This is a genomic window from Thalassotalea sp. PP2-459, assembly GCF_001913705.1.
GTDB classification, from domain to species: Bacteria; Pseudomonadota; Gammaproteobacteria; order Enterobacterales; family Alteromonadaceae; genus Thalassotalea_C; species Thalassotalea_C hakodatensis.
Map to the genome: position 1 here is coordinate 72,916 of NZ_MKQD01000013.1, position 19,071 is coordinate 91,986.

The following is a 19,071-nucleotide window of genomic DNA, read 5'->3' on the forward strand; positions in this document are numbered from 1 at the left end:
AGGACGTTTAATCATTCATGAGTTTTTTAAAGCACTCAATACTTGGGCTATTTGGCCTTTTATGTTTATGGGCGGTAATTAAACCTTTATTTGAGCAAGATAAATACAAGGTTGATGAAAAAATTCCAATCCCGAAACAACCTGATAAAGAGTTAATGGGTGAACAACCGTTACATGATGTTGTATTACCGCGTTTTGCTGATTTTCGACACATAAAACAAAAGAAAACTGCATTTTTTGAATTTCTTAAACCCGCAGTTGTTGCAGAAAATAACCGCTTAGTTGAGCTTCGAAAGTCGCTTCTTGGTTGGCAAGAACAATTGACCTATCAACACGAAATATCTCATGAGCATGCGCTAAAAGTAGAAGCATTAGCGTTAAAATATAAACTTAATACGCGGTTGTCTATTGCGGAAAAAGTAAGATTATTATTAACACGAGTTGATATAGTACCTACGCCATTAGTATTAGTTCAAGCAGCTAATGAGTCGGCTTGGGGAACCTCTAGGTTTGCGCGGATCGGGTTAAATTTTTTTGGGATTTGGTGTTATAAAAAAGGTTGCGGCATGGTACCTGGTAGCCGAGATGAAGGTTTAAAGCATGAAGTTGCAGCATTTACCAGTATTGAAAAAGCTGTAGCGCATTATATGTTAAATATAAACACAAATGCTGCTTATAAAGTGCTACGTCAAATACGCAGTCAACTTCGAGAGAAAAACTTACCGGTAGAATCATCATTATTAGTGACAGGCTTGTTACCTTATTCAGAGCGAGGCTCTGATTATATTTTAGAAATATCCGAAATGCTTAGACATAATAGAGTGTACATTCATTAATATCACACATAAAAAACCATTGCTCACCAATGGTTTTTTAATTTAAGGGGTCAGGTACAATTTTGTTAATTGTACCTGACCCCTATATTCTATTTTCCATCTGTATAAAAGAGAATATTGAGCAATGAGCAGAGTAAAAATATTGATCATTGAAGATGACATAGAGCTTAATAATCAACTAACGGAATTAATACAGGCTAATGGCTTTTTAGTAGATCAATGTTATGACGGAGAATCAGGGTTAGTTAAAGCGAGTAGTCAACAATATCAATTAATTTTGCTAGATATTATGTTGCCAGTACTAGATGGCTTGACCTTGCTTAAAATGTTACGAAAAACGACTCAAGTTCCCGTCATTATGGTAACGGCAAAAGGAGCAGAACAAGAGCGTATAGAAGGATTTAGCCAAGGTGCCGATGATTATGTGGCTAAACCGTTCAATACCAGAGAGTTAATTTTAAGGATTGAAGCTCTTCTTAGACGAAGTGTCTCAAATGTGCCAGCCGAAGATGTCAAAACGTTAGCCGAAGATAATTTAGCATTAGATGCGAGAACCTTATCGGTATCAATATCTGAACAAACACTCGACTTTACCCCGATAGAGTTTAAGTTACTGTGGGAGCTATTTTTGCACCGAGGCCAAGTGCTTAGTAAAGCGTATTTGTATCAACAAGTATTAAATCGCAGTATAGGTGAATATGATCGCAGTTTAGATATGCACTTAAGTCGTGTGCGTAAAAAACTAAATACGGTAAATGGAACTGGAGGACGCTTAAAAACGAGTCATGGTAAAGGGTATAGCTTTGTATGAGTCGTCAACTGTTCTGGAAAATGTGTATTATCTTTGCAACCGGAGTTGTGGCGCTTTTTTACTTTATTAATCTACTGACATCACGCACTGAAGAAGGCATGAGCATGTTGGCTTTAGAGCATCGGCAGCAAATCACTGACTGGGGAAGACGCGCCGAAAAAATGTATAAATCGGGTGATATAGCGAAGCTGAGTCAGTTTTTGGAAGCACTTAAACAGCAAGAGAACACTTGGGTGTCTGTGGTTAGTTTTGACTATGCGAATATTGCAGGTGATCCCATTAAAGAAGTGTATCAAGGAGATCCAATGTTTGGTCGAAGTGTTGATTGGAAGATACACTTATACCTTGACTACAATCCTGTTATGGAAGTGGCCTTTGAGAACGTTAGGGCTAATTTTTTGATACAGCTACCAAAGAGAATGCGGCCTGGCGCTTATTGGCGATATATTCAATTAACCATTCAAATTATTATACCTACAATTTTATTAGCGTTGCTCTGTGTTTTATTTTATCGCTATATCATGAAACCACTTTTACAGTTGCAGTCTGCAACACGCCTGTTCAGTGAAGGGCGATTAGACATTCGAGCAAGTGAGTTTATGGGAAAGCGCAACGATGAATTTTCTGATTTAGCAAAAACTTTCGATGACATGGCAAGTCGCATTGGAGAACAAATTTTAAATCAACGGCAACTTATCGCTGATTTATCCCATGAGTTAAGAACACCTTTAACAAGGTTAGATATTGCTTTAGCGACAGTTAATGATGAACAAGCGTCAGGTAATATCAAACGTATAGCGAGAGAATCAAAGCACATTAGAAGGTTAGTGGAAGATACGTTGTCACTAGCATGGATAGAAAATGAAAACCCCAAACTAAAAAATGAATCGCTTGATTTAATAGATTTACTTGATGTATTAATTGCAGACGCGATATTTGAATTTCCAGATAAAAACATCATTAGTCAATTGCCTGATACCGCCTTGATTGAAAACTCCAATCATCGCGCACTTGGTCAAGCGATTGAAAATATATTACGTAATGCACTTCGTTATACCCCTAAAGATAAAGTCGTTGAGATAAACTTACTCGTTCAAAACGATAAATATGAAATAGCTATTCTTGATCGTGGCCCGGGAGTACCTAAGGATTTATTAAAAACAATATTTAAACCATTTTTCCGGGTAGATAAATCACGAGAACGTAACGGAAATAGTTTTGGCTTAGGTTTAGCGCTAGCACAGCGGCAATTATCGGCAATCAGAGGAGAAGTGATTGCTAGTAATCGCAAAAGTGGCGGTCTAGCAATGGTAATTACGATCCCAAAAAAATAACTAGTGCCTGTTAATTGTCGGGTATAAGTTATTCCTTACTGAACAACAAATGTAAAAAATGTAAAGATGCTGTTATTCTTTCTGTAAATGACAATAATTCGTATTCGTAATTTTAAAAAGACAACCAGAAAACTATAGGTCTCTTATGAATCCGACATTATTAAACGGCGGTATTAAGCCACTTTCCGTAGCGATTTTGTTTGCACTTAGCGGGCAACAAGCGTTTGCAGAAGGCAATATCGATAGAAATACAGACCAAAAGAACAAGAATGACATTGAATCTATTGTTGTTGTTGGTCAAACCACGAATACATTAGTTACCACACAAGATTTAGAAAAATACCAAGCTAATGATTTAGCTGATGTCTTTAGATTAGTGCCTTCAGTGTCTGTTGGTGGTTCGCTTGGTATTGCTCAAAAAGTTTATATCCGTGGTATGGAAGATACTTTATTAAACGTTACGGTAGATGGTGCGCCACAAACGAGTACGCTTTTTCACCATATTGGACGTTTATCTATTGACCCTGAGTTATTAAAAGAAGTTGAAGTTCAAGCCGGGGCTGGAGAAGCAACGGCTGGATCTGGCGCAATAGGTGGCGCAATTCGTTTTAAAACCAAAAATATAAATGATGTATTGGAAGACAGTGAACGCTTTGGTGGAAAAGTAAAGGCCAATTATTTTAGCAATGAAGGCTACAAAGGTAGTGCTGCACTCTATGGTCGATTTAATGATGACTGGGGCGTAATAGCTTCCTATGTGTATACCGATCGTGAAAACATGGAAGATGGTGATGGTAATGAAGTTTCAGGAACTGATCCTGAGCAAAGCTTAGGTTTTATCAAACTTAGCGGCGACATCGATGAAAATCAAAGCTTAAGTTTTAGCTATGAATCTCGAGAAGAAGAAGGAGATTTTGTACAACGTCCTAATTGGCCAGAATCAAGCTGGAACCCTTTATATCCAATCACCGTTGAGCGAGATACGTTGGTATTTAATCACGCATACACGGCTAATAATCTTGTCAATTTAGAAACAAGTATTTATACAACCAAAGCGAGTGTTGAACAAGATATTTATGACAAGTGGGGTATATATGAAGGTGAAGTTTCTTCGATAGGTTTTGATTTTCGAAATAGCAGCCAGTTAGGTAAACATGCGTTAACTTATGGTATTGAATATCGAGATGACGAAGTAACAGCTGGCGCGCCAAGTGATGCCGGTGCAAAAGAAACAGGCACTGTCACTGGAATATATATACAAGATCATTGGCAACTTACTCGTGATTTATTATTCAGTATGGGCCTCAGATATGATGAATACGAGTTAGATCAAGTTACTTATGATAATAAAGTAGACAGTGATGGAGTTAGTCCAAACTTAGGAATTCAATATACGTTAAATGATAATTGGACGCTTAATTTAGGCTATGCTCAAGCAATGCGTGGTAAAGAAATTGGTGACTCTTTTACTATTGAGGCTGGATATGTAACGGTTGATCCAGAATTAGAAGCAGAAGAAGTGAATAATACTGAACTAGGCCTAACTTATCGTGATGAGCATTGGAATATTGTTGCATCTGTATATCAAAGTGAAATTGATAACGTTATCTTAGATCAATTAGGTCAAGGTACCTATTATGAGAATGTGGGTACATTAGAAACCGACGGTTTTGAATTGAAAGTTGGTTACTGGATTGGCGATTTTCAATTTGTAGCAAACTACGCAAATAGCGATGCTGAATTAAACGGCAATAAGGTTGAAGGTTATGAATATATTGGCTTAGCTAATGTACGCGGTGATACCTGGGGCTTTAACGTCAATTACGCGCTTTCTAACACGATTGAAATGGGTTGGAACTTAGAATACGTTGAAGATTTGAACGATATTGAAGTATTTCATCGAGCAGTTGATATTGGTTGGACACCAACAACAACAGCAATAGATAAGAAAGGTTATCAAGTACATGATGTATACCTGCAGTGGGAGCCTAACGAGTCATTTTTAGTTAACCTAACCGTCACCAACTTACTTAACGAGCAATATATTGATCATTCAAGTGTTGGTGATTATAACGATGTGCCTGGCTGGGAAGGGGTGTCAGGTTTATACGAGGCGGGGCGCGATATCCGCGTTTCATTAACCTATAACTTCTAACATTTTTAACTAAATCAATTAAACAACGGTAATCACGAAAAGTGATTACCGTTTAGTATTTTATAAGGGCTAATAAAATGCTGAGAAAAATGATCTTTTGGACGCATTTAGTGATAGGGCTTACAGTAGGTGTTGTGGTTTTTATCATGTCAGCTACTGGCGTTCTACTAACCTATGAAGCACAAATTAAAGAGTGGGATGATGCAAGACATAGTGTAGAGCCTAAAGCTGGCCAACAACGCTTAAATACGGATCAAGTATTATCCGTTATCCACCAAAAACATCCGGATGAAAATCATTTCTATATTCATCAATTCAAGGAAAAACAGCGTGCCATACCGGTTTGGGCGGGACCGAATAGATATTTATTATCACCATATACGGGGGAAGTCATTCTAAAGGGCGAAAGTTGGATTGTTGAAACCCTTCATTTCATTACCGACCTTCATCGCTGGCTAGCCCTTGAAGGAAGTATGCAATCTATCGGTAAAGAAATTACCGCATATAGTAATTTGCTGTTTATTTTTCTTATCATTACCGGCGCGTATTTATGGTTACCACGCCACTTTAAATGGCGATTAATTAAGACACAATTATTTTTTAAAAAACAATTCAAAAGTCGACATGCTAAGTACTTTAATTGGCATCATGTGTTTGGTGTATGGGCAATTCTACCTTTATTTATAATTGTGACGACTGCTACTGTCTTCCATTTTCATTGGGCAAATGATTTACTTTATGGAGTGTATGGTGAAGATGCGCCAGGCCCAAGAGAACGTCGAGTTCCGGTTGAACTCATTGATGGAAAGCAGTCATACGAAAATTTATTTACTGTCGCGAAGCAACACGCCATCGATAACGGTGTAGGTGACTGGCACTCAATGTGGTTAGAGTTTGGTAGAGAAACGGGAAATACGCGCTTCTGGATTGATCCAAGCTTAGGTAATAGCTATGAACGTGCTTATGCACTGTTCTTAGATAACGATACTGCAGAGGTAATACGCGTAAAACGAGGGCAAGATTGGTCAAAAGGCGATCAAGCATGGGGTGTGGTAAGGTTTTTACATACTGGTGAGTATTATGGCTTGATTGGCCAAACCATCGCGGGGTTAGCGTCACTAGCTGCGTGTTTTCTTGTGTTTACAGGTTTAATTTTATCTTGGCGCCGATTATTTAAGCCAATGAAGAGAAAGGCGTTAAAGAAAAAGTGATATTTAGAACGATTGAGAAGTGTCTAAGTTATTGGTGTCGATTCAGATATTTGAAACTGCATCAACCAATAAAATAGAAAACCATCTGTATTATAGGTAACTCTACAATAATCAAGTGTCTGCTTTTGGCATAGAGAAGTCATAATATCGGATTAGGCTAATGTCCAGTTTCGTATCTAAGTAAATCTTTTTGACCTAGATTTTTGCTTTCTTAGTCTGCAAATCCTACAAAAACCATAGCATCTGTCGTAACACTAGGTTGTTTAGCGGAGAAAAACAAATTCTTATTATTTTGGGAGTCTTTTTTTAATCGATCTTTAATGGGGGTTAAATATCTATAAATCAACAGTTTATGTTGTTTTTTTCATGACTTTAAATTACATGTTGTTCTGTAAGGTACTACTTTTCATCATTATCTCAATAAAACCTATTGATCATCGGTTTTAATTTTGATTTAATACCTATCATTAATCGGTTTTATTTGGGCTAATATGAAATTAGGTGAGTTAGAAAAATTAGTACTTCAATATTTATGGCAGCATAAATCCTCAGATGTGAAGCAAGTCTATGCCCATTTTGAAAAACTACGTGGTGGAAGCTTGAATACTTACCAAAGCACGTTAGATCGCTTGTTTAAAAAAGAACTTTTATCTAGAGAAAAAATTGGCTATGCATTTCATTATAAACCTAGGGTTGAAAGGCATGAGTTAGTAGGCCAACTAATAAAGTCGGTAACGAGTGATTTTGTGACTGAAGACGACAACAGCCTCATTGCAGCTTTTTCTTCAATTTCTAAAGACTTCAATGTTGAACAATTGTCTAAGTTAGAATCACTTATTGAAGAGCAAAAGCAAAAACGCAACGCTGAAAAAGAGTAGCTTAAAAAATATGCCTGTTTTTTTTAATTTATTGGCCATCTTTTCAATTACTTTTATTGTGGCAAATGTATCTTTATCAACGATTTTCTCGCTTGTTAGTCAGCAAATTTTAAAAATTGAAGTTAAGTCCCGAAAAATCTTGCTTTGGACAATCGTATTATTGCCTTGGGTTGTCAGCTTTGTATTGTCAATCTACATACTACAGGCGTACCACAGCGGAAATAGTTTAAATAGTTTTGCTTTTCCGCATTGGCATCATATGACTAATTTTGAATGGTATAGCTGGCATGGCTTTACCGTTGGCGTTGCGTTGTTTTACGTAATGTATGTATTAATGAACCAAGTTCGCCACTTATGGAACCACAAGAGAGAAATCGAATCGTTAATCAGCTTTGCAAAAAATAAAGAGGCGGATGTATATCAAATAGAATCAGATAAAGCATCAGCGTTTACGAGTGGTTTCTTTTCGAAAAAGTGCTTTGTGACTACTGCCCTTATTGAGCAAACAACTCTTGAGGAATACGAAGTAGTTATTAAACATGAAAGGGCACATATTGCGACAAATGATCCTGCGAAGAAGTGGCTATTTACATTGTTATGTTCATTTTTTATAAAACCGATAGCACAAAGGCTGAAGCTACATATGATTTTGGCAATGGAGCAAGAAGCCGACAACGCAGTGATCAAAAGCGGTACTTCAAAACTATTTGTGGCCAGTACACTAGTAAAAGTTGCTAAGCTTAATGCGCAAAGCGACATAATAGAAAACAAGGATTTGGTGGTAAATTTTGGTGCGGATGTGTTAGAACAGCGTATATTTTTTCTGCTCGATAGACTGAAGCTTGAACCAATTCATAAAAGCATCACACTTTTGCTAATGATGGTGTTAGTTACTATTTCTACAGCTTCAATTGATGGTATTCATCACTTTATGGAAACCTACTTCCGTCACTAATTGACGTATTTTTTTAAACTTAAAACCGATTGTGTATCGGTTTTGTGAGAAGGCAGAGTATAAGGGTAAACTCATGATTTGTGGAAAAAATCCCTTTAAGAAACCGATTGCAGGTCGGTTTCTTAAAGTGTTAAGTTGTATCGGGGTGTTTAGCGTAGCGTTATCTGCGCATGCACAAAACATAATTTCTTTAAATGAAGCGATAGGTTTATCGCTTAAGCAGCATCCAGAACTAAGATCGTACATTTATAAAAAAGAATCGGCATTAGCACTAGTTGAACAGGCAAGTGTTGGCTCTCCTATGACAATTAACGCATCAGCTGAAGATGCGTTTGGAGCTGGAAGTTACTCAGGCGTCAAGGGGCTTCAAACTACACTCAGTATTTCTTGGCTGTTGGACAAAGATCTCATTGATTCGAGAGTAAAATTGGCGAATACCAAGGTATCATCTGCGTCAATTAAACAAGAAGTCAAAGCAATTGATATTGCATCAGAAACTGCTCGAATCTATATCACGTTGTTGTCGCAGATGATGAAATTCGATTTGGCAAAGTTAGCACAGCGCCAATCACAACAAGTACTTGAGCAAATTGAACGTAAAGTTAAAGCGGGTAAATCTTTTGTTGTCGATGAGTTACGAGCTAAAGCTGCGTTATCACTAATTGAATTAGAGGTGGAAGATTTAGCGCATGAAATAGAAGCTTCCAAGTCTCAACTCGCTGCACAGTGGAAAGGTAATACTAGCTTTGTAGTCAATGGTAATTTAGCCAATATTCCAAGCTTGAAAGATTTAAACGTCGCTTTAGAAGATTTAAAGGCTAATCCACAACTAAAGCAGTTTTTGATTGAACAAGATGTGATGCAATCCGAAATTGACTTGGCGACAGTCGAACAAAAACCAGCATGGTCGATTTCAACAGGTATTAAAAGAAATGAAGCTGTGGATGATTTTGCCTTTACTGCTGGAATCTCGATTCCATTAGGTGGAGATAATAGAAATAGAGGCCAAATAACTTCCCTTCAAGCTAGGCAAAAACAAAGTAGAGCAAAATCAGACGCGCTTTATCAGCGTATTTCAACACAAGCATTATTGCTGACCCACAAACTTAAACACAATCGCCATGTTATAGACGCTTTAACAAATAAATCTATTCCGTACTTTGAAGAAGCCAGTAAAAAAGCAGGAGAAGCTTATAGGCTAGGCAGTTATCGTTATACCGACTGGCACGCCGTTCAACAAGAGTTAGTACAGGCACAATCGGATTTGATTGATGCGTATACCAATATTCAATTATTTAATATCGAACTAGAACGATTAACAGGCACATCTGTGTCAATGTAAGAGAGAAGATGATGAAACTTAAATCTATTGCCGCTGTAATTGCGTTGACTCAAATAGGATTTGGGATATCTATGTATAGTCCAGCCACATATGCAGAAAAGAATGCCGAATCAGTACAGGAAGAAGTCGAAAAAGGTCCGAATAATGGTCGAATACTCAGAGATGCAGAGTTCGCTATAGAAGTCGCTATTTTCGAAGATGGTATGCCACCTGAATTTAGAATATTTCCATCGATAGCAGGGAAGCCAATTCAACCAAATGATATTGATATAAATGTCCAACTCTCTCGTTTAGGGGGTGTGGTTGATGATATTAACTTTTACGCAGAGAATAATTATTTACGCGGAGATATGGAAATTTATGAGCCACATTCTTTTAATGTGACACTGACAGCCAAGCATGGCGGAAAAAGCTATCAATGGTCCTATGACAACTTCGAAGGAAGAGTTTTAATTGCTGAAAGCATAGCTAACACTATGTCAATCGAGACTGAAAAAGTTGCAGAGCAAGTGTTTGAAGAGAAATTAAAAGTTTTTGGGAAGCTTTCTATGCCACCCAATGCTATGCGTTCTATTAGCGCTAGATTTCCTGGCGAGATTAAAGCTTTACATGCCGTGATGGGGCAAAAAGTGAAAAAAGGGCAACTACTCATGGTTGTGGAAAGCAATGAGAGTTTACAAAGTTATCGTATTTACTCCCCTATCAATGGTGTGGTGACCAAGCAAAGCGCAGGAGTTGGAGAGCAAACAGAGGGAAGAGAGTTATTAAAAATTTCCAATACACAAAAGCTAATTGTGGAGCTGGGTGTGTTTCCTTTAGATCAATCAAACGTGAAACTTGGCTCTATCGTCGATATTAGCATTCCTGGGCAAAGTGGCGTTGTAAAAGCCCAGATTTTTGACTCACTTGTTACTGTAACAAATGAGCAAGCAAAAATATTTAGAGCAGAGATTGATAATTCAAATGGTGATTTTAACGTTGGTCAGATTGTTTCAGGTGAAATAATGCTGGACCGATACAAAGTATCACGAGCCGTAAAAGCTTCTGGTATTCAGTCTTTTCGGGACTTCAAAGTTGTTTATGCGAAAGTGAACGATGAATACGAGGTGAGAATGCTTGATATAGGGAGAAAAGTGGGACCTTGGGTTGAGGTCTTAGGAGGTATCCCTTCTGGTACTGAGTATGTTGCTAAGAATAGTTACATAATCAAAGCCGATATTGATAAATCTGGCGCGTCTCACGACCATTAAGGAAGTAGTATGTTGGAATCAATTTTAAAATTTTCAATTGAACGAAGTAAACTTATACTGGTTTTTGTATTGGCTGTTTCCGCTCTTGGTGTTTGGAATTTTACTAAGCTCCCTATTGATGCAGTACCTGATATTACCAATGTTCAAGTTGTCATAAATACAGAGGCTGCGGGGTATACTCCACTTGAAGTTGAACAGCGCATTACTTTTCCTTTAGAAACCGCTCTGGCAGGGGTTCCTAATTTGGCGTATACACGCTCTGTCTCAAGATATGGCTTGTCTCAAGTAGTCGCTATATTTACTGACGAAACTGATATTTATTTTGCGCGTCAGTTAATCGGTGAAAAACTCAATTCTGCGAAATCTGAACTCCCCACTGGCTTAGAGCCAGAATTAGGACCTATATCTACTGGGCTTGGTGAGATTTTTATGTTCACCGTTGATGCAGCGTCAGGAGCTACTGACCTCGATGGTAGCGAAATTACGCCAACTGAGCTTAGAACCGTTCATGATTGGGTTATTCGACCTCAATTAATGCAAGTTGAAGGTGTTGTTGAAGTAAACCCAATTGGCGGATATGACCGAGAGATATTAATTGCAATAGATCCTGAAAAGTTGTTAATTCATGGACTGACACAACAAAGTGTTATTGATGCTGTTGGTTCACACAATCAAAACCGTGGAGCTGGCTTCATTGAAAAAAACGGTGCTCAATGGCTGATTCGAATCCCTGGACAAGTTGAATCTCTTCAACAATTATCTGAAGTTCCAATTTCAACAGTGGCAGGACGCGTTCTAAAAATCAAAGATGTTGCTGAAGTTAAGGAAGGCAAAGAGCTTAGAACAGGTGCCGCAACACAAAATGGTCGTGAAGTTGTACTTAGCACTGTTTTTATGCTGATTGGTGAAAATAGTCAAAAAGTAGCTAAGGATGTTGGAGAAAGACTATCAGAAATAAGTAAGAACCTACCAGAAGGAATCGTTGTAAACGCGGTTTATGATAGAACAAAATTAGTTAATAAAACCTTAGATACTGTAGAGATGAACCTGGTTGAAGGTGCGGTTCTTGTTATCGTTGTTCTTTTCCTTTTACTAGGGAATTTCAGAGCGGCTTTATTAACAGCAGCAGTGATACCTTTTGCTATGTTAATGACTGTTACTGGTATGGTGCAAACCAGAACTAGTGCCAATTTAATGAGTCTTGGGGCACTTGATTTTGGCTTACTTGTTGATGGTGCAATTATTATCGTTGAGAACTGTATGCGAAGGTTAAGTCATGCATCTAACGGAAAAGTGCTACCCGTTAAAGAGCGGTTATCATTAGTTTTTGAGGCGACAAGAGAAGTTATCAGACCTGCATTATTCGGTGTGTTTATTATTACCGCTGTATATTTGCCAATTTTTGCTTTGAGTGGTGTAGAAGGGAAAATGTTCCACCCAATGGCTATCACTGTTGTAATAGCACTTGTTAGTTCGATGATTCTTTCGATAACTTTTGTCCCTGCTGCAATAGCATTAATGTTCAAAGGCCCAATTGTCGAAAAAGACAATATCATCATGAAGACAAGTGAATCGTTATATCGTCCAGTACTATCCTTGGTATTGAAAGCACGCTGGCTTGTTGTGCTAATTGCTGTATCTCTTGTATCCATTGCAGGTGTTATGAGCACAAAGTTAGGAAGCGAATTTGTTCCTAACCTTGACGAAGGAGATATTGCAATGCATGCATTAAGGATCCCTGGCACATCATTATCTCAATCAATAGAAATGCAAAAAGCCTTAGAAGAGAGCATTAAGGCAATGCCTGAAGTAGAGCGTGTTTTTGCTAAAATAGGAACACCTGATGTAGCTACTGACCCGATGCCGCCATCTGTTGCGGACAACTTCATCATTCTAAAGCCGAGAAGTAAATGGCCTGACCCTAAGAAATCGAAATCGGACCTTGTTGCTGAATTGGAGGCCATTGTTACACCTATTCCAGGAAATCGTTATGAATTTTTACAGCCTATTCAAATGCGTTTTAACGAGCTATTGGCTGGGGTTCGTTCAGAGCTTGCAATTAAAGTGTTTGGTGATGACTTTGATGGGTTAGCTAGCATTGGCAAGGAGATTGAAAGTGCAATTAATAGCGTAGACGGAATTCGTGATATACAGGTTGAGCAAACTAAAGGCTTACCGATATTAACTCTTATCCCTAAAGGTGAGCAGTTAGCTATTCACGGAATATCTAAAGAAGAGCTGCAAAACCAAATAGCTATTGCGATGGGCGGAGAATCTGTCGGTAAATTTTATCAAGGAGATAAGCGATTTGACATTATTGTTAGGCTTAGTGAGCAGCAAAGACAAGATGTCGATGGTTTATCCCAATTACCTATCTCATTGCCAAACGGTGGTTTTGTGCCACTACAAGAATTAATCACAGTTGAAATGATTAATGGTGCAAACCAAGTTAACAGGGAAAATGGTAAAAGGCGGGTCGTCGTAACCGCTAATGTACGAGGCAGGGATTTAGGCAGCTTCGTCAAAGATGTTCAACAAGCTATTGATAGCAAAGTGAAACTACCATCTGGTTATTGGATTGAATACGGAGGAACTTATCAAAAGCTTCAATCGGCAACTCAAAGGTTAAGTATTGTAGTGCCTGTAACACTTGTACTGATAGTTGGATTATTGCTTCTAGCATTAGGCTCTTTTAAAGATTCTATGATTATTTTCACAGGGGTTCCCCTTGCCTTAACAGGTGGAATATTTGCTTTAGTCCTTAGAGATATTCCATTTTCGATTTCAGCAGCGGTTGGTTTCATTGCGCTATCGGGTATAGCAATCTTAAATGGCTTAGTGATGGTTTCTTTTATTCGGGAGCTACGAAAAGAAAAGTTTGCACTTGAAGAAGCCATTATAAAAGGAGCGCTAACTCGACTACGCCCAGTATTAACAACCGCGTTAGTGGCTTCATTAGGTTTCATACCTATGGCGCTAAATACCGGAATAGGATCTGAGGTACAAAGACCTTTAGCGACCGTTGTAATAGGAGGTGTTATTTCATCAACCATTTTAACGTTATTTGTTCTACCTGCGCTTTATCGTTTATTGCACTCAAGAAATAAAAAGTTGAATGAACAAAATGACAATCAATTAATAGAAAATAAAGGGTAAATAAATGTTTGGAAAATTCAGACTTTCTTATTTGCTGTACCCATTATTGATTCTATTGTCGATGGCTTCAATTGAAGCCTTCGCACATGGGGTTGATGATAGTACACGCAACTTTTTACAAAATAATACGGGTATCCAGATACTCCCATTCATCTACATTGGTGCGAAGCACATGGTGACTGGCTATGATCACCTGTTGTTCTTAGTCGGTGTATTGTTTTTCTTACGCAGCAGTCGAGACGTATTACTTTACGTCAGTATGTTCACGATTGGGCACAGCTTAACGTTAATGGGGGGAGTACTTGCCAATATTCAAGTTAATGCTTATCTAATCGACGCAATCATCGGCTTATCAGTTGTTTACAAAGGCTTTGATAACTTAGGTGGATTTACACACTTTTTTGGTAAGCAGCCTAACCCGAAAAAAGCCGTGCTTATTTTTGGCCTGTTTCACGGTTTTGGTCTCGCGACAAAAATTCAAGAGTTTGAATTGCCATCAGAAGGCTTAGCAACAAACCTATTGTCATTCAATATTGGTGTTGAAATCGGACAATTCTTAGCATTGATGTTTATTCTTCTTGCCATTAATTTTTGGCGTCAATTCGAGAGCTTTAATCGCTTTGCTAAAGCGACAAATACCGCATTGATGTGCGGTGGCTTTATGTTAGTTGGTATGCAACTAACTGGATATTTTGTTAGTTAACTTTTATGAGATATATATTTATGGAAACAAAAAAAACAAGTCGTTCATTAATTAAAGCGACAATTCTTTCTTTTGTGGTTGCGATGATCACATTGGTGTTATTCATTTTGCCTGCTGAATACAATATTGACCCAACGGGCGTTGGTCAAAAGCTTGGTTTAACTGTATTTAATGGTGAAGGGACAAAACCTGTAGCAACTCAGGCTACTGATGGAGAACAAGATATCGCAATTTTGACAGTACCCGCTGGTAAAGGCATTGAATATAAACTGGATATGAAAAAGTTCCAAAAAGCTACGTATAAATGGGTTACTGATGGCGGTGATTTATACGTTGATTTACATGGTGAACCTAAAGGTGACACCACTGGCTATTTTGAGTCATATACGATTGCAACCGCAGACGAAATGAAAGGCAGCTTTACTGCACCGTTTGACGGTTCTCATGGTTGGTATTGGAAAAACAAATCAGAAAAAGACATCACTATTCAACTTATCTTCAGTGGCGATTATGTCATTGAAGGTCTTAAATAAACCTACATAGGAATCCTTATGAAAACATTAAAAAAACTAGCAGTTATTTCAACTTTATTATTCACTACATCAGCTTTTGCGCACGGTGATGGACATAGTGAAGTAGACAAGAAGAAAATATTACAAGCTGCTCAAACTTCGGCTAAAACTCTTACCTTTAAGGATAAGGGAATGTCTGTCGGTAAACTAGATGGCTCATGGAATAAAGTTGCTAAAGACAGTTTTAAGTTTGTTGAAGAGACAAAAGAAGCAATTATTGTTAAGGCCATGAACAATGAAAATAATCAAACAATCTATTTCAAAATAAGTAAAGCTGGCAAAGTTTTAGATGTTAAGGATGAAAGCTCTTTTAAAGACTATCATGGCCATTCACATTAGCTTTATAGCCCTTGTAGTGGTCAATATTAATTGGCTACTACAAGTTAAGCATTTTTCTATATGAAGCTGTAATTTTTATCATATGCTTTAGTTACAAATGACAACATCTTTTTCCATTCTTAGCATTATTATTCAGCTTGAATCTTATTCAGTTACAACGTTTAAGGAGTGCTTTTTGATATACCCAATCAAAGCTAAGTTTAAAAAATTGATTTACATGCATGCAACCATATGGGTTGGAATGCTCAGTTTTAATACAAGTGCAACGAGTATTTACGAGTTTAATATCGAAGATTATAAATCTGCACCAGTAATCAGTATAGACAGTAGTGTAGATGCAAGTTTTTATCGAGATATCCCTTATGGAGATAATGAATTTGCAAAACTCGATTTATTTAGAGTAAACGATTTAGATAATGCTCCAGTAGTACTTTATCTGCATGGTGGAAGCTTCATTGGAGGAGATAAAAGTTCGAGTAAAATCCAAGCAGATGTAAATCAGTTTTTGAAAGCTGGAGTGAATTTCATTGCAGTGAATTATTCACTGTTAGATGTAGATCGAATAGATTCAACCGGAATCAGAAAGTCACTAAACGATGTTGCTCATGCAATACAATACATAAGATCTAATGCAACTCAATTTTCTATAGATAAACAACGGGTTGCTATTTATGGAGAATCCACAGGTGCTAATTTAGCTTTGTGGGTAGGGTTAAGTGATGATCTAGCGAATAATCAAAGTACTAACCTTATTGAGAGAGAGTCAACGACTGTCAGTGCGATTGCTGCGATAGAGGCACAGGGGTCGTTAGATTTTCTACAGTGGGAAAATTTAATATTTGCTCCATATGGCTTCAAATTGGATTTGTTAGCACAAAATGATTTTTCATGGTATCTCGCCAGTTATTATGGGTTAGATAATACCAATTTAGATCAAGTATTGTCGATTCTACGGGATGGTCAAAGCGATATTTTAACTTATAGGGCATTCATAGATATATTGAATAAATTAGACCCTCTAGATCCTCCTGTATTTATTTCAAATACTCGTGCTCCAGTCGATTTGCAAGAAACATTGAATCAAGGAGACTTACAAAAAACACTCTACTCATTGTTTCATCATCAGCTTCACGTAGCGACATTTGTAGAGCGTGCCATTCAAGCTGGAATTGTTGTTGATGCTCATGCTCCAGAAGTGGGGATATACAAAGAAAGTACAAATGAAATTGAATTTTTGATTAATAAATTAATTCACCAATAACGTAAATAACTAAAGAAATCACTATGCTAAAATTTAATATATACGGGCACAAAGCCCTTATTGTTTCTATGTTCATAGTCATCACTTTTCTCAGTGGATGTAATCATTCTGATAGCGGAGAGAATGAGTCTGGAAACAATGAACCTACAGTATTAAGAGCGGTATCATTTAACCTAAAAAACGCGGAGTCAAATGTTGAACTTTGGGATCTAAGAAAAAGTGCCGTAGTAGAGTATTTTGTAACCCACAAACCCGATGTTATCGGGGTTCAAGAAGCTGATGAGTTATGGACTGAGTATCTAAATATGCAGTTATCTGATTATAGTTTGTATAGTGTTGGTAGGGATGATGGAGCGAATGCGGGAGAATCGGTAGGGATCTTTTATAACAACCAAAAGTTTGCTCTTATTGATTCAGGTACGTTTTGGCTCTCTGATACACCTGAGCAGGTATCTGTAGGATGGGATGCTAGTACATATAGAATTAGTAGCTTTGTTGTATTAGAGGATTTTGTCAGCAAAAAGAGATTTGCTCATTTTAATACTCATCTCGATCACAAAGGACTCAACGCGAGAAAAAATGGGGTCGAATTAATTCTAGAAAAAGTAAGAAGCCTTAATCTTCCTACGTTAGTGACAGGCGATTTTAATTTTCTTGAAAGAAGCGAAGTGTATAAAACAATTGAGTCGAATGATTTTATAGATACTAAGAAAATGGCAACCAATAGAGATTCATATAGCACTTTGAATTGGTTTATCCCACATTTTGACACAGGGTATACGATTGACTTTATCTTTACCCAAGATAATTTTTTTGACGTATTGAATTATCAAGTCAGTTCAAATGAAACAGTCAATTACAATGGCGAGAAAGTGCCTATTTCTGATCATTATCCAGTATTAGTTGATCTAATTCTTAAGTAATTTATTCCTGTACGCTGAAAATGGTAAATTGCCTATGTAATTTTTAGAGAATCACGTAGGCAATTTAGACTCCAATCTTTTATCTCACATTGAGAATTTTGATAATTACTAAAGAATGGCATTAGTAGTGACTTGCTGTAATCGATATTAAATATGCAAACCTTTACTTTATGGTCAATCGTTCACTATTTATAGTACTAAGAAGCGTCGATAATCTCTATGTTCTTAACGTCAATTAAATTTGATGAAGAAATATCAACACCACTAAATTCATGTTCTTTTGCTGCTTGCGTTCTATCAATAGATAAACTTGAAAAGTCATAAAGACTATTGTCAGAAAGTTGAGAAGGGCTAATATTTTGTATGCTTTTAAACGTATTTTCTACTCGACCTGGAGATTCCTTATCCCATGTAGATAGCATTTTCTTGATTTTCTTTCTTTGTAAGTTTTCTTGAGAACCACAAAGATTGCAAGGAATGATAGGGTAATCATTAATTTCTGCTAGTGTTGCAATATCTTTTTCCCGACAATAGGCAAGCGGACGAATGATAATATTACGTTTATCATCACTGAGTAGTTTTGGTGGCATGGCTTTCAACTTTGCATTATTAAACATATTCATTAGCAACGTTTCGACAATGTCATCCATGTGATGACCTAATGCAATTTTTGTCGCGCCAATGTTTTCGGCAAAACCATATAAGGAGCCTCTTCTAAGACGTGAGCATAAAGAGCAGGTGGTTTTTCCTTCTGGGATTTTTTGCTTTACCACTGAATAAGTGTCTTTATCGATAATATAGTAATCAATACCTTTTTGTTCTAAGTAAGCTGGTAACACATGTTCCGGGAAGCCCGGTTGCTTTTGATCAAGGTTTACAGCTACCACTTCAAAGTTTATCGGCGCAACTCGCTTTAAGTATAAAAGCGTATCAAGCATTACGAAAGAATCTTTACCACCACTGATCGCAGCCATAATTACGTCGCCTTCTTCAATCATATTGAAATCAGCAATTGCCTTTCCTACTTTACTGCGTAGACGTTTTTGCAGTTTGTTAGCTTCATAATTATCTTTTCGGGTATCAGTGTTTGTCATGTGTATTTGGCATCTCAAACGGAAATGGGCGCCATTATAAAGTGTCTATAAGATGATGATAAGTAAAAAATAGAAGAATAGGCTTTAGCTTGATTCCAAAAGTCACGGAAAATACTTTAATTAATTGTTTTATTTACCGTATTATACCAATTCGCACAAATATTCGGTCATTCAGCGAGAATTAAACGCTTTAGAGGCACGGCGTTGATTGCAGAGAATGGTTATTCAGGAGAACGTGCTCCTGCGTTCTC

16 protein-coding genes are annotated in these 19,071 nt (G+C 37.4%); 15 read left to right on the forward strand and 1 reads right to left on the reverse strand.

Going from position 1 to position 19,071, the window contains the following annotated elements:
* Window positions 1–17 precede the first annotated feature (17 nt).
* The 15 genes from BI291_RS01790 (at window position 18) to BI291_RS01860 (ending at window position 17,726) form a co-directional block, all read left to right on the forward strand.
* Window positions 18–836 carry a glucosaminidase domain-containing protein gene (locus tag BI291_RS01790; protein WP_074495874.1) on the forward strand — a complete coding sequence of 273 codons (819 nt, stop codon included), beginning with the start codon at window positions 18–20 and terminating at the stop codon, window positions 834–836.
* A 124-nt stretch (window positions 837–960) separates the two neighbouring features.
* Complete coding sequence (locus tag BI291_RS01795; protein WP_074495876.1) at window positions 961–1,647, forward strand: response regulator transcription factor; 687 nt, start codon at window positions 961–963, stop codon at window positions 1,645–1,647.
* Entirely contained in the window at window positions 1,644–2,981 is a 1,338-nt protein-coding gene (locus BI291_RS01800) for a histidine kinase sensor domain-containing protein (RefSeq protein ID WP_074495878.1), read from the forward strand. Before BI291_RS01795 ends, BI291_RS01800 begins: the two co-directional genes overlap by 4 nt.
* A gap of 145 nt (window positions 2,982–3,126) precedes the next feature.
* A complete protein-coding gene (locus BI291_RS01805) occupies window positions 3,127–5,136 on the forward strand; it encodes a TonB-dependent receptor (RefSeq protein WP_074495880.1) in 2,010 nt (669 codons plus the stop codon).
* A 77-nt stretch (window positions 5,137–5,213) separates the two neighbouring features.
* On the forward strand, window positions 5,214–6,347 hold the full coding sequence (locus tag BI291_RS01810; protein ID WP_074495882.1) for a PepSY domain-containing protein: 1,134 nt from the start codon (window positions 5,214–5,216) through the stop codon (window positions 6,345–6,347).
* A 491-nt stretch (window positions 6,348–6,838) separates the two neighbouring features.
* Window positions 6,839–7,225, forward strand: coding sequence for a BlaI/MecI/CopY family transcriptional regulator (locus BI291_RS01815; protein ID WP_074495885.1), 387 nt, complete (start codon window positions 6,839–6,841; stop codon window positions 7,223–7,225).
* A 10-nt stretch (window positions 7,226–7,235) separates the two neighbouring features.
* On the forward strand, window positions 7,236–8,180 hold the full coding sequence (locus BI291_RS01820) for a M56 family metallopeptidase (RefSeq protein ID WP_074495887.1): 945 nt from the start codon (window positions 7,236–7,238) through the stop codon (window positions 8,178–8,180).
* A gap of 73 nt (window positions 8,181–8,253) precedes the next feature.
* On the forward strand, window positions 8,254–9,522 hold the full coding sequence (locus tag BI291_RS01825; protein ID WP_083601826.1) for a TolC family protein: 1,269 nt from the start codon (window positions 8,254–8,256) through the stop codon (window positions 9,520–9,522).
* A 71-nt stretch (window positions 9,523–9,593) separates the two neighbouring features.
* Window positions 9,594–10,772 carry an efflux RND transporter periplasmic adaptor subunit gene (locus tag BI291_RS01830; RefSeq protein WP_254849502.1) on the forward strand — a complete coding sequence of 393 codons (1,179 nt, stop codon included), beginning with the start codon at window positions 9,594–9,596 and terminating at the stop codon, window positions 10,770–10,772.
* Window positions 10,773–10,781: 9 nt separating this feature from the next.
* Entirely contained in the window at window positions 10,782–13,928 is a 3,147-nt protein-coding gene (locus BI291_RS01835) for an efflux RND transporter permease subunit (RefSeq protein ID WP_074495890.1), read from the forward strand.
* Window positions 13,929–13,932: 4 nt separating this feature from the next.
* Window positions 13,933–14,631 (forward strand): HupE/UreJ family protein, encoded by a 699-nt coding sequence (locus tag BI291_RS01840; protein ID WP_074495892.1) that lies wholly within the window; start codon window positions 13,933–13,935, stop codon window positions 14,629–14,631.
* Window positions 14,632–14,651: 20 nt separating this feature from the next.
* Window positions 14,652–15,164, forward strand: coding sequence for a hypothetical protein (locus tag BI291_RS01845; protein WP_074495894.1), 513 nt, complete (start codon window positions 14,652–14,654; stop codon window positions 15,162–15,164).
* 18 nt (window positions 15,165–15,182) lie between these two features.
* Complete coding sequence (locus BI291_RS01850; RefSeq protein WP_074495897.1) at window positions 15,183–15,542, forward strand: DUF6488 family protein; 360 nt, start codon at window positions 15,183–15,185, stop codon at window positions 15,540–15,542.
* Window positions 15,543–15,717: 175 nt separating this feature from the next.
* A complete protein-coding gene (locus BI291_RS01855) occupies window positions 15,718–16,803 on the forward strand; it encodes an alpha/beta hydrolase (RefSeq protein ID WP_074495899.1) in 1,086 nt (361 codons plus the stop codon).
* Window positions 16,804–16,826: 23 nt separating this feature from the next.
* Entirely contained in the window at window positions 16,827–17,726 is a 900-nt protein-coding gene (locus BI291_RS01860; RefSeq protein ID WP_074495901.1) for an endonuclease/exonuclease/phosphatase family protein, read from the forward strand.
* Between the two features lie 197 nt (window positions 17,727–17,923).
* Here BI291_RS01860 and ttcA read toward each other — a convergent pair whose 3' ends face one another.
* On the reverse strand, window positions 17,924–18,820 hold the full coding sequence (ttcA, locus tag BI291_RS01865; RefSeq protein ID WP_074495905.1) for a tRNA 2-thiocytidine(32) synthetase TtcA: 897 nt from the start codon (window positions 18,818–18,820) through the stop codon (window positions 17,924–17,926).
* Window positions 18,821–19,071 lie beyond the last annotated feature (251 nt).

What these genes read in the sequence shown, in the direction of transcription:
- BI291_RS01790 (WP_074495874.1), top strand. Translation starts at nt 18, where the DNA reads ATGAGTTTTTTAAAGCACTCAATACTTGGGCTATTTGGCCTTTTATGT.
- BI291_RS01795 (WP_074495876.1), top strand. Translation starts at nt 961, where the DNA reads ATGAGCAGAGTAAAAATATTGATCATTGAAGATGACATAGAGCTTAAT.
- BI291_RS01800 (WP_074495878.1), top strand. Translation starts at nt 1,644, where the DNA reads ATGAGTCGTCAACTGTTCTGGAAAATGTGTATTATCTTTGCAACCGGA.
- BI291_RS01805 (WP_074495880.1), top strand. Translation starts at nt 3,127, where the DNA reads ATGAATCCGACATTATTAAACGGCGGTATTAAGCCACTTTCCGTAGCG.
- BI291_RS01810 (WP_074495882.1), top strand. Translation starts at nt 5,214, where the DNA reads ATGCTGAGAAAAATGATCTTTTGGACGCATTTAGTGATAGGGCTTACA.
- BI291_RS01815 (WP_074495885.1), top strand. Translation starts at nt 6,839, where the DNA reads ATGAAATTAGGTGAGTTAGAAAAATTAGTACTTCAATATTTATGGCAG.
- BI291_RS01820 (WP_074495887.1), top strand. Translation starts at nt 7,236, where the DNA reads ATGCCTGTTTTTTTTAATTTATTGGCCATCTTTTCAATTACTTTTATT.
- BI291_RS01825 (WP_083601826.1), top strand. Translation starts at nt 8,254, where the DNA reads ATGATTTGTGGAAAAAATCCCTTTAAGAAACCGATTGCAGGTCGGTTT.
- BI291_RS01830 (WP_254849502.1), top strand. Translation starts at nt 9,594, where the DNA reads ATGTATAGTCCAGCCACATATGCAGAAAAGAATGCCGAATCAGTACAG.
- BI291_RS01835 (WP_074495890.1), top strand. Translation starts at nt 10,782, where the DNA reads ATGTTGGAATCAATTTTAAAATTTTCAATTGAACGAAGTAAACTTATA.
- BI291_RS01840 (WP_074495892.1), top strand. Translation starts at nt 13,933, where the DNA reads ATGTTTGGAAAATTCAGACTTTCTTATTTGCTGTACCCATTATTGATT.
- BI291_RS01845 (WP_074495894.1), top strand. Translation starts at nt 14,652, where the DNA reads ATGGAAACAAAAAAAACAAGTCGTTCATTAATTAAAGCGACAATTCTT.
- BI291_RS01850 (WP_074495897.1), top strand. Translation starts at nt 15,183, where the DNA reads ATGAAAACATTAAAAAAACTAGCAGTTATTTCAACTTTATTATTCACT.
- BI291_RS01860 (WP_074495901.1), top strand. Translation starts at nt 16,827, where the DNA reads ATGCTAAAATTTAATATATACGGGCACAAAGCCCTTATTGTTTCTATG.
- ttcA (WP_074495905.1), bottom strand. Translation starts at nt 18,820, where the DNA reads ATGACAAACACTGATACCCGAAAAGATAATTATGAAGCTAACAAACTG.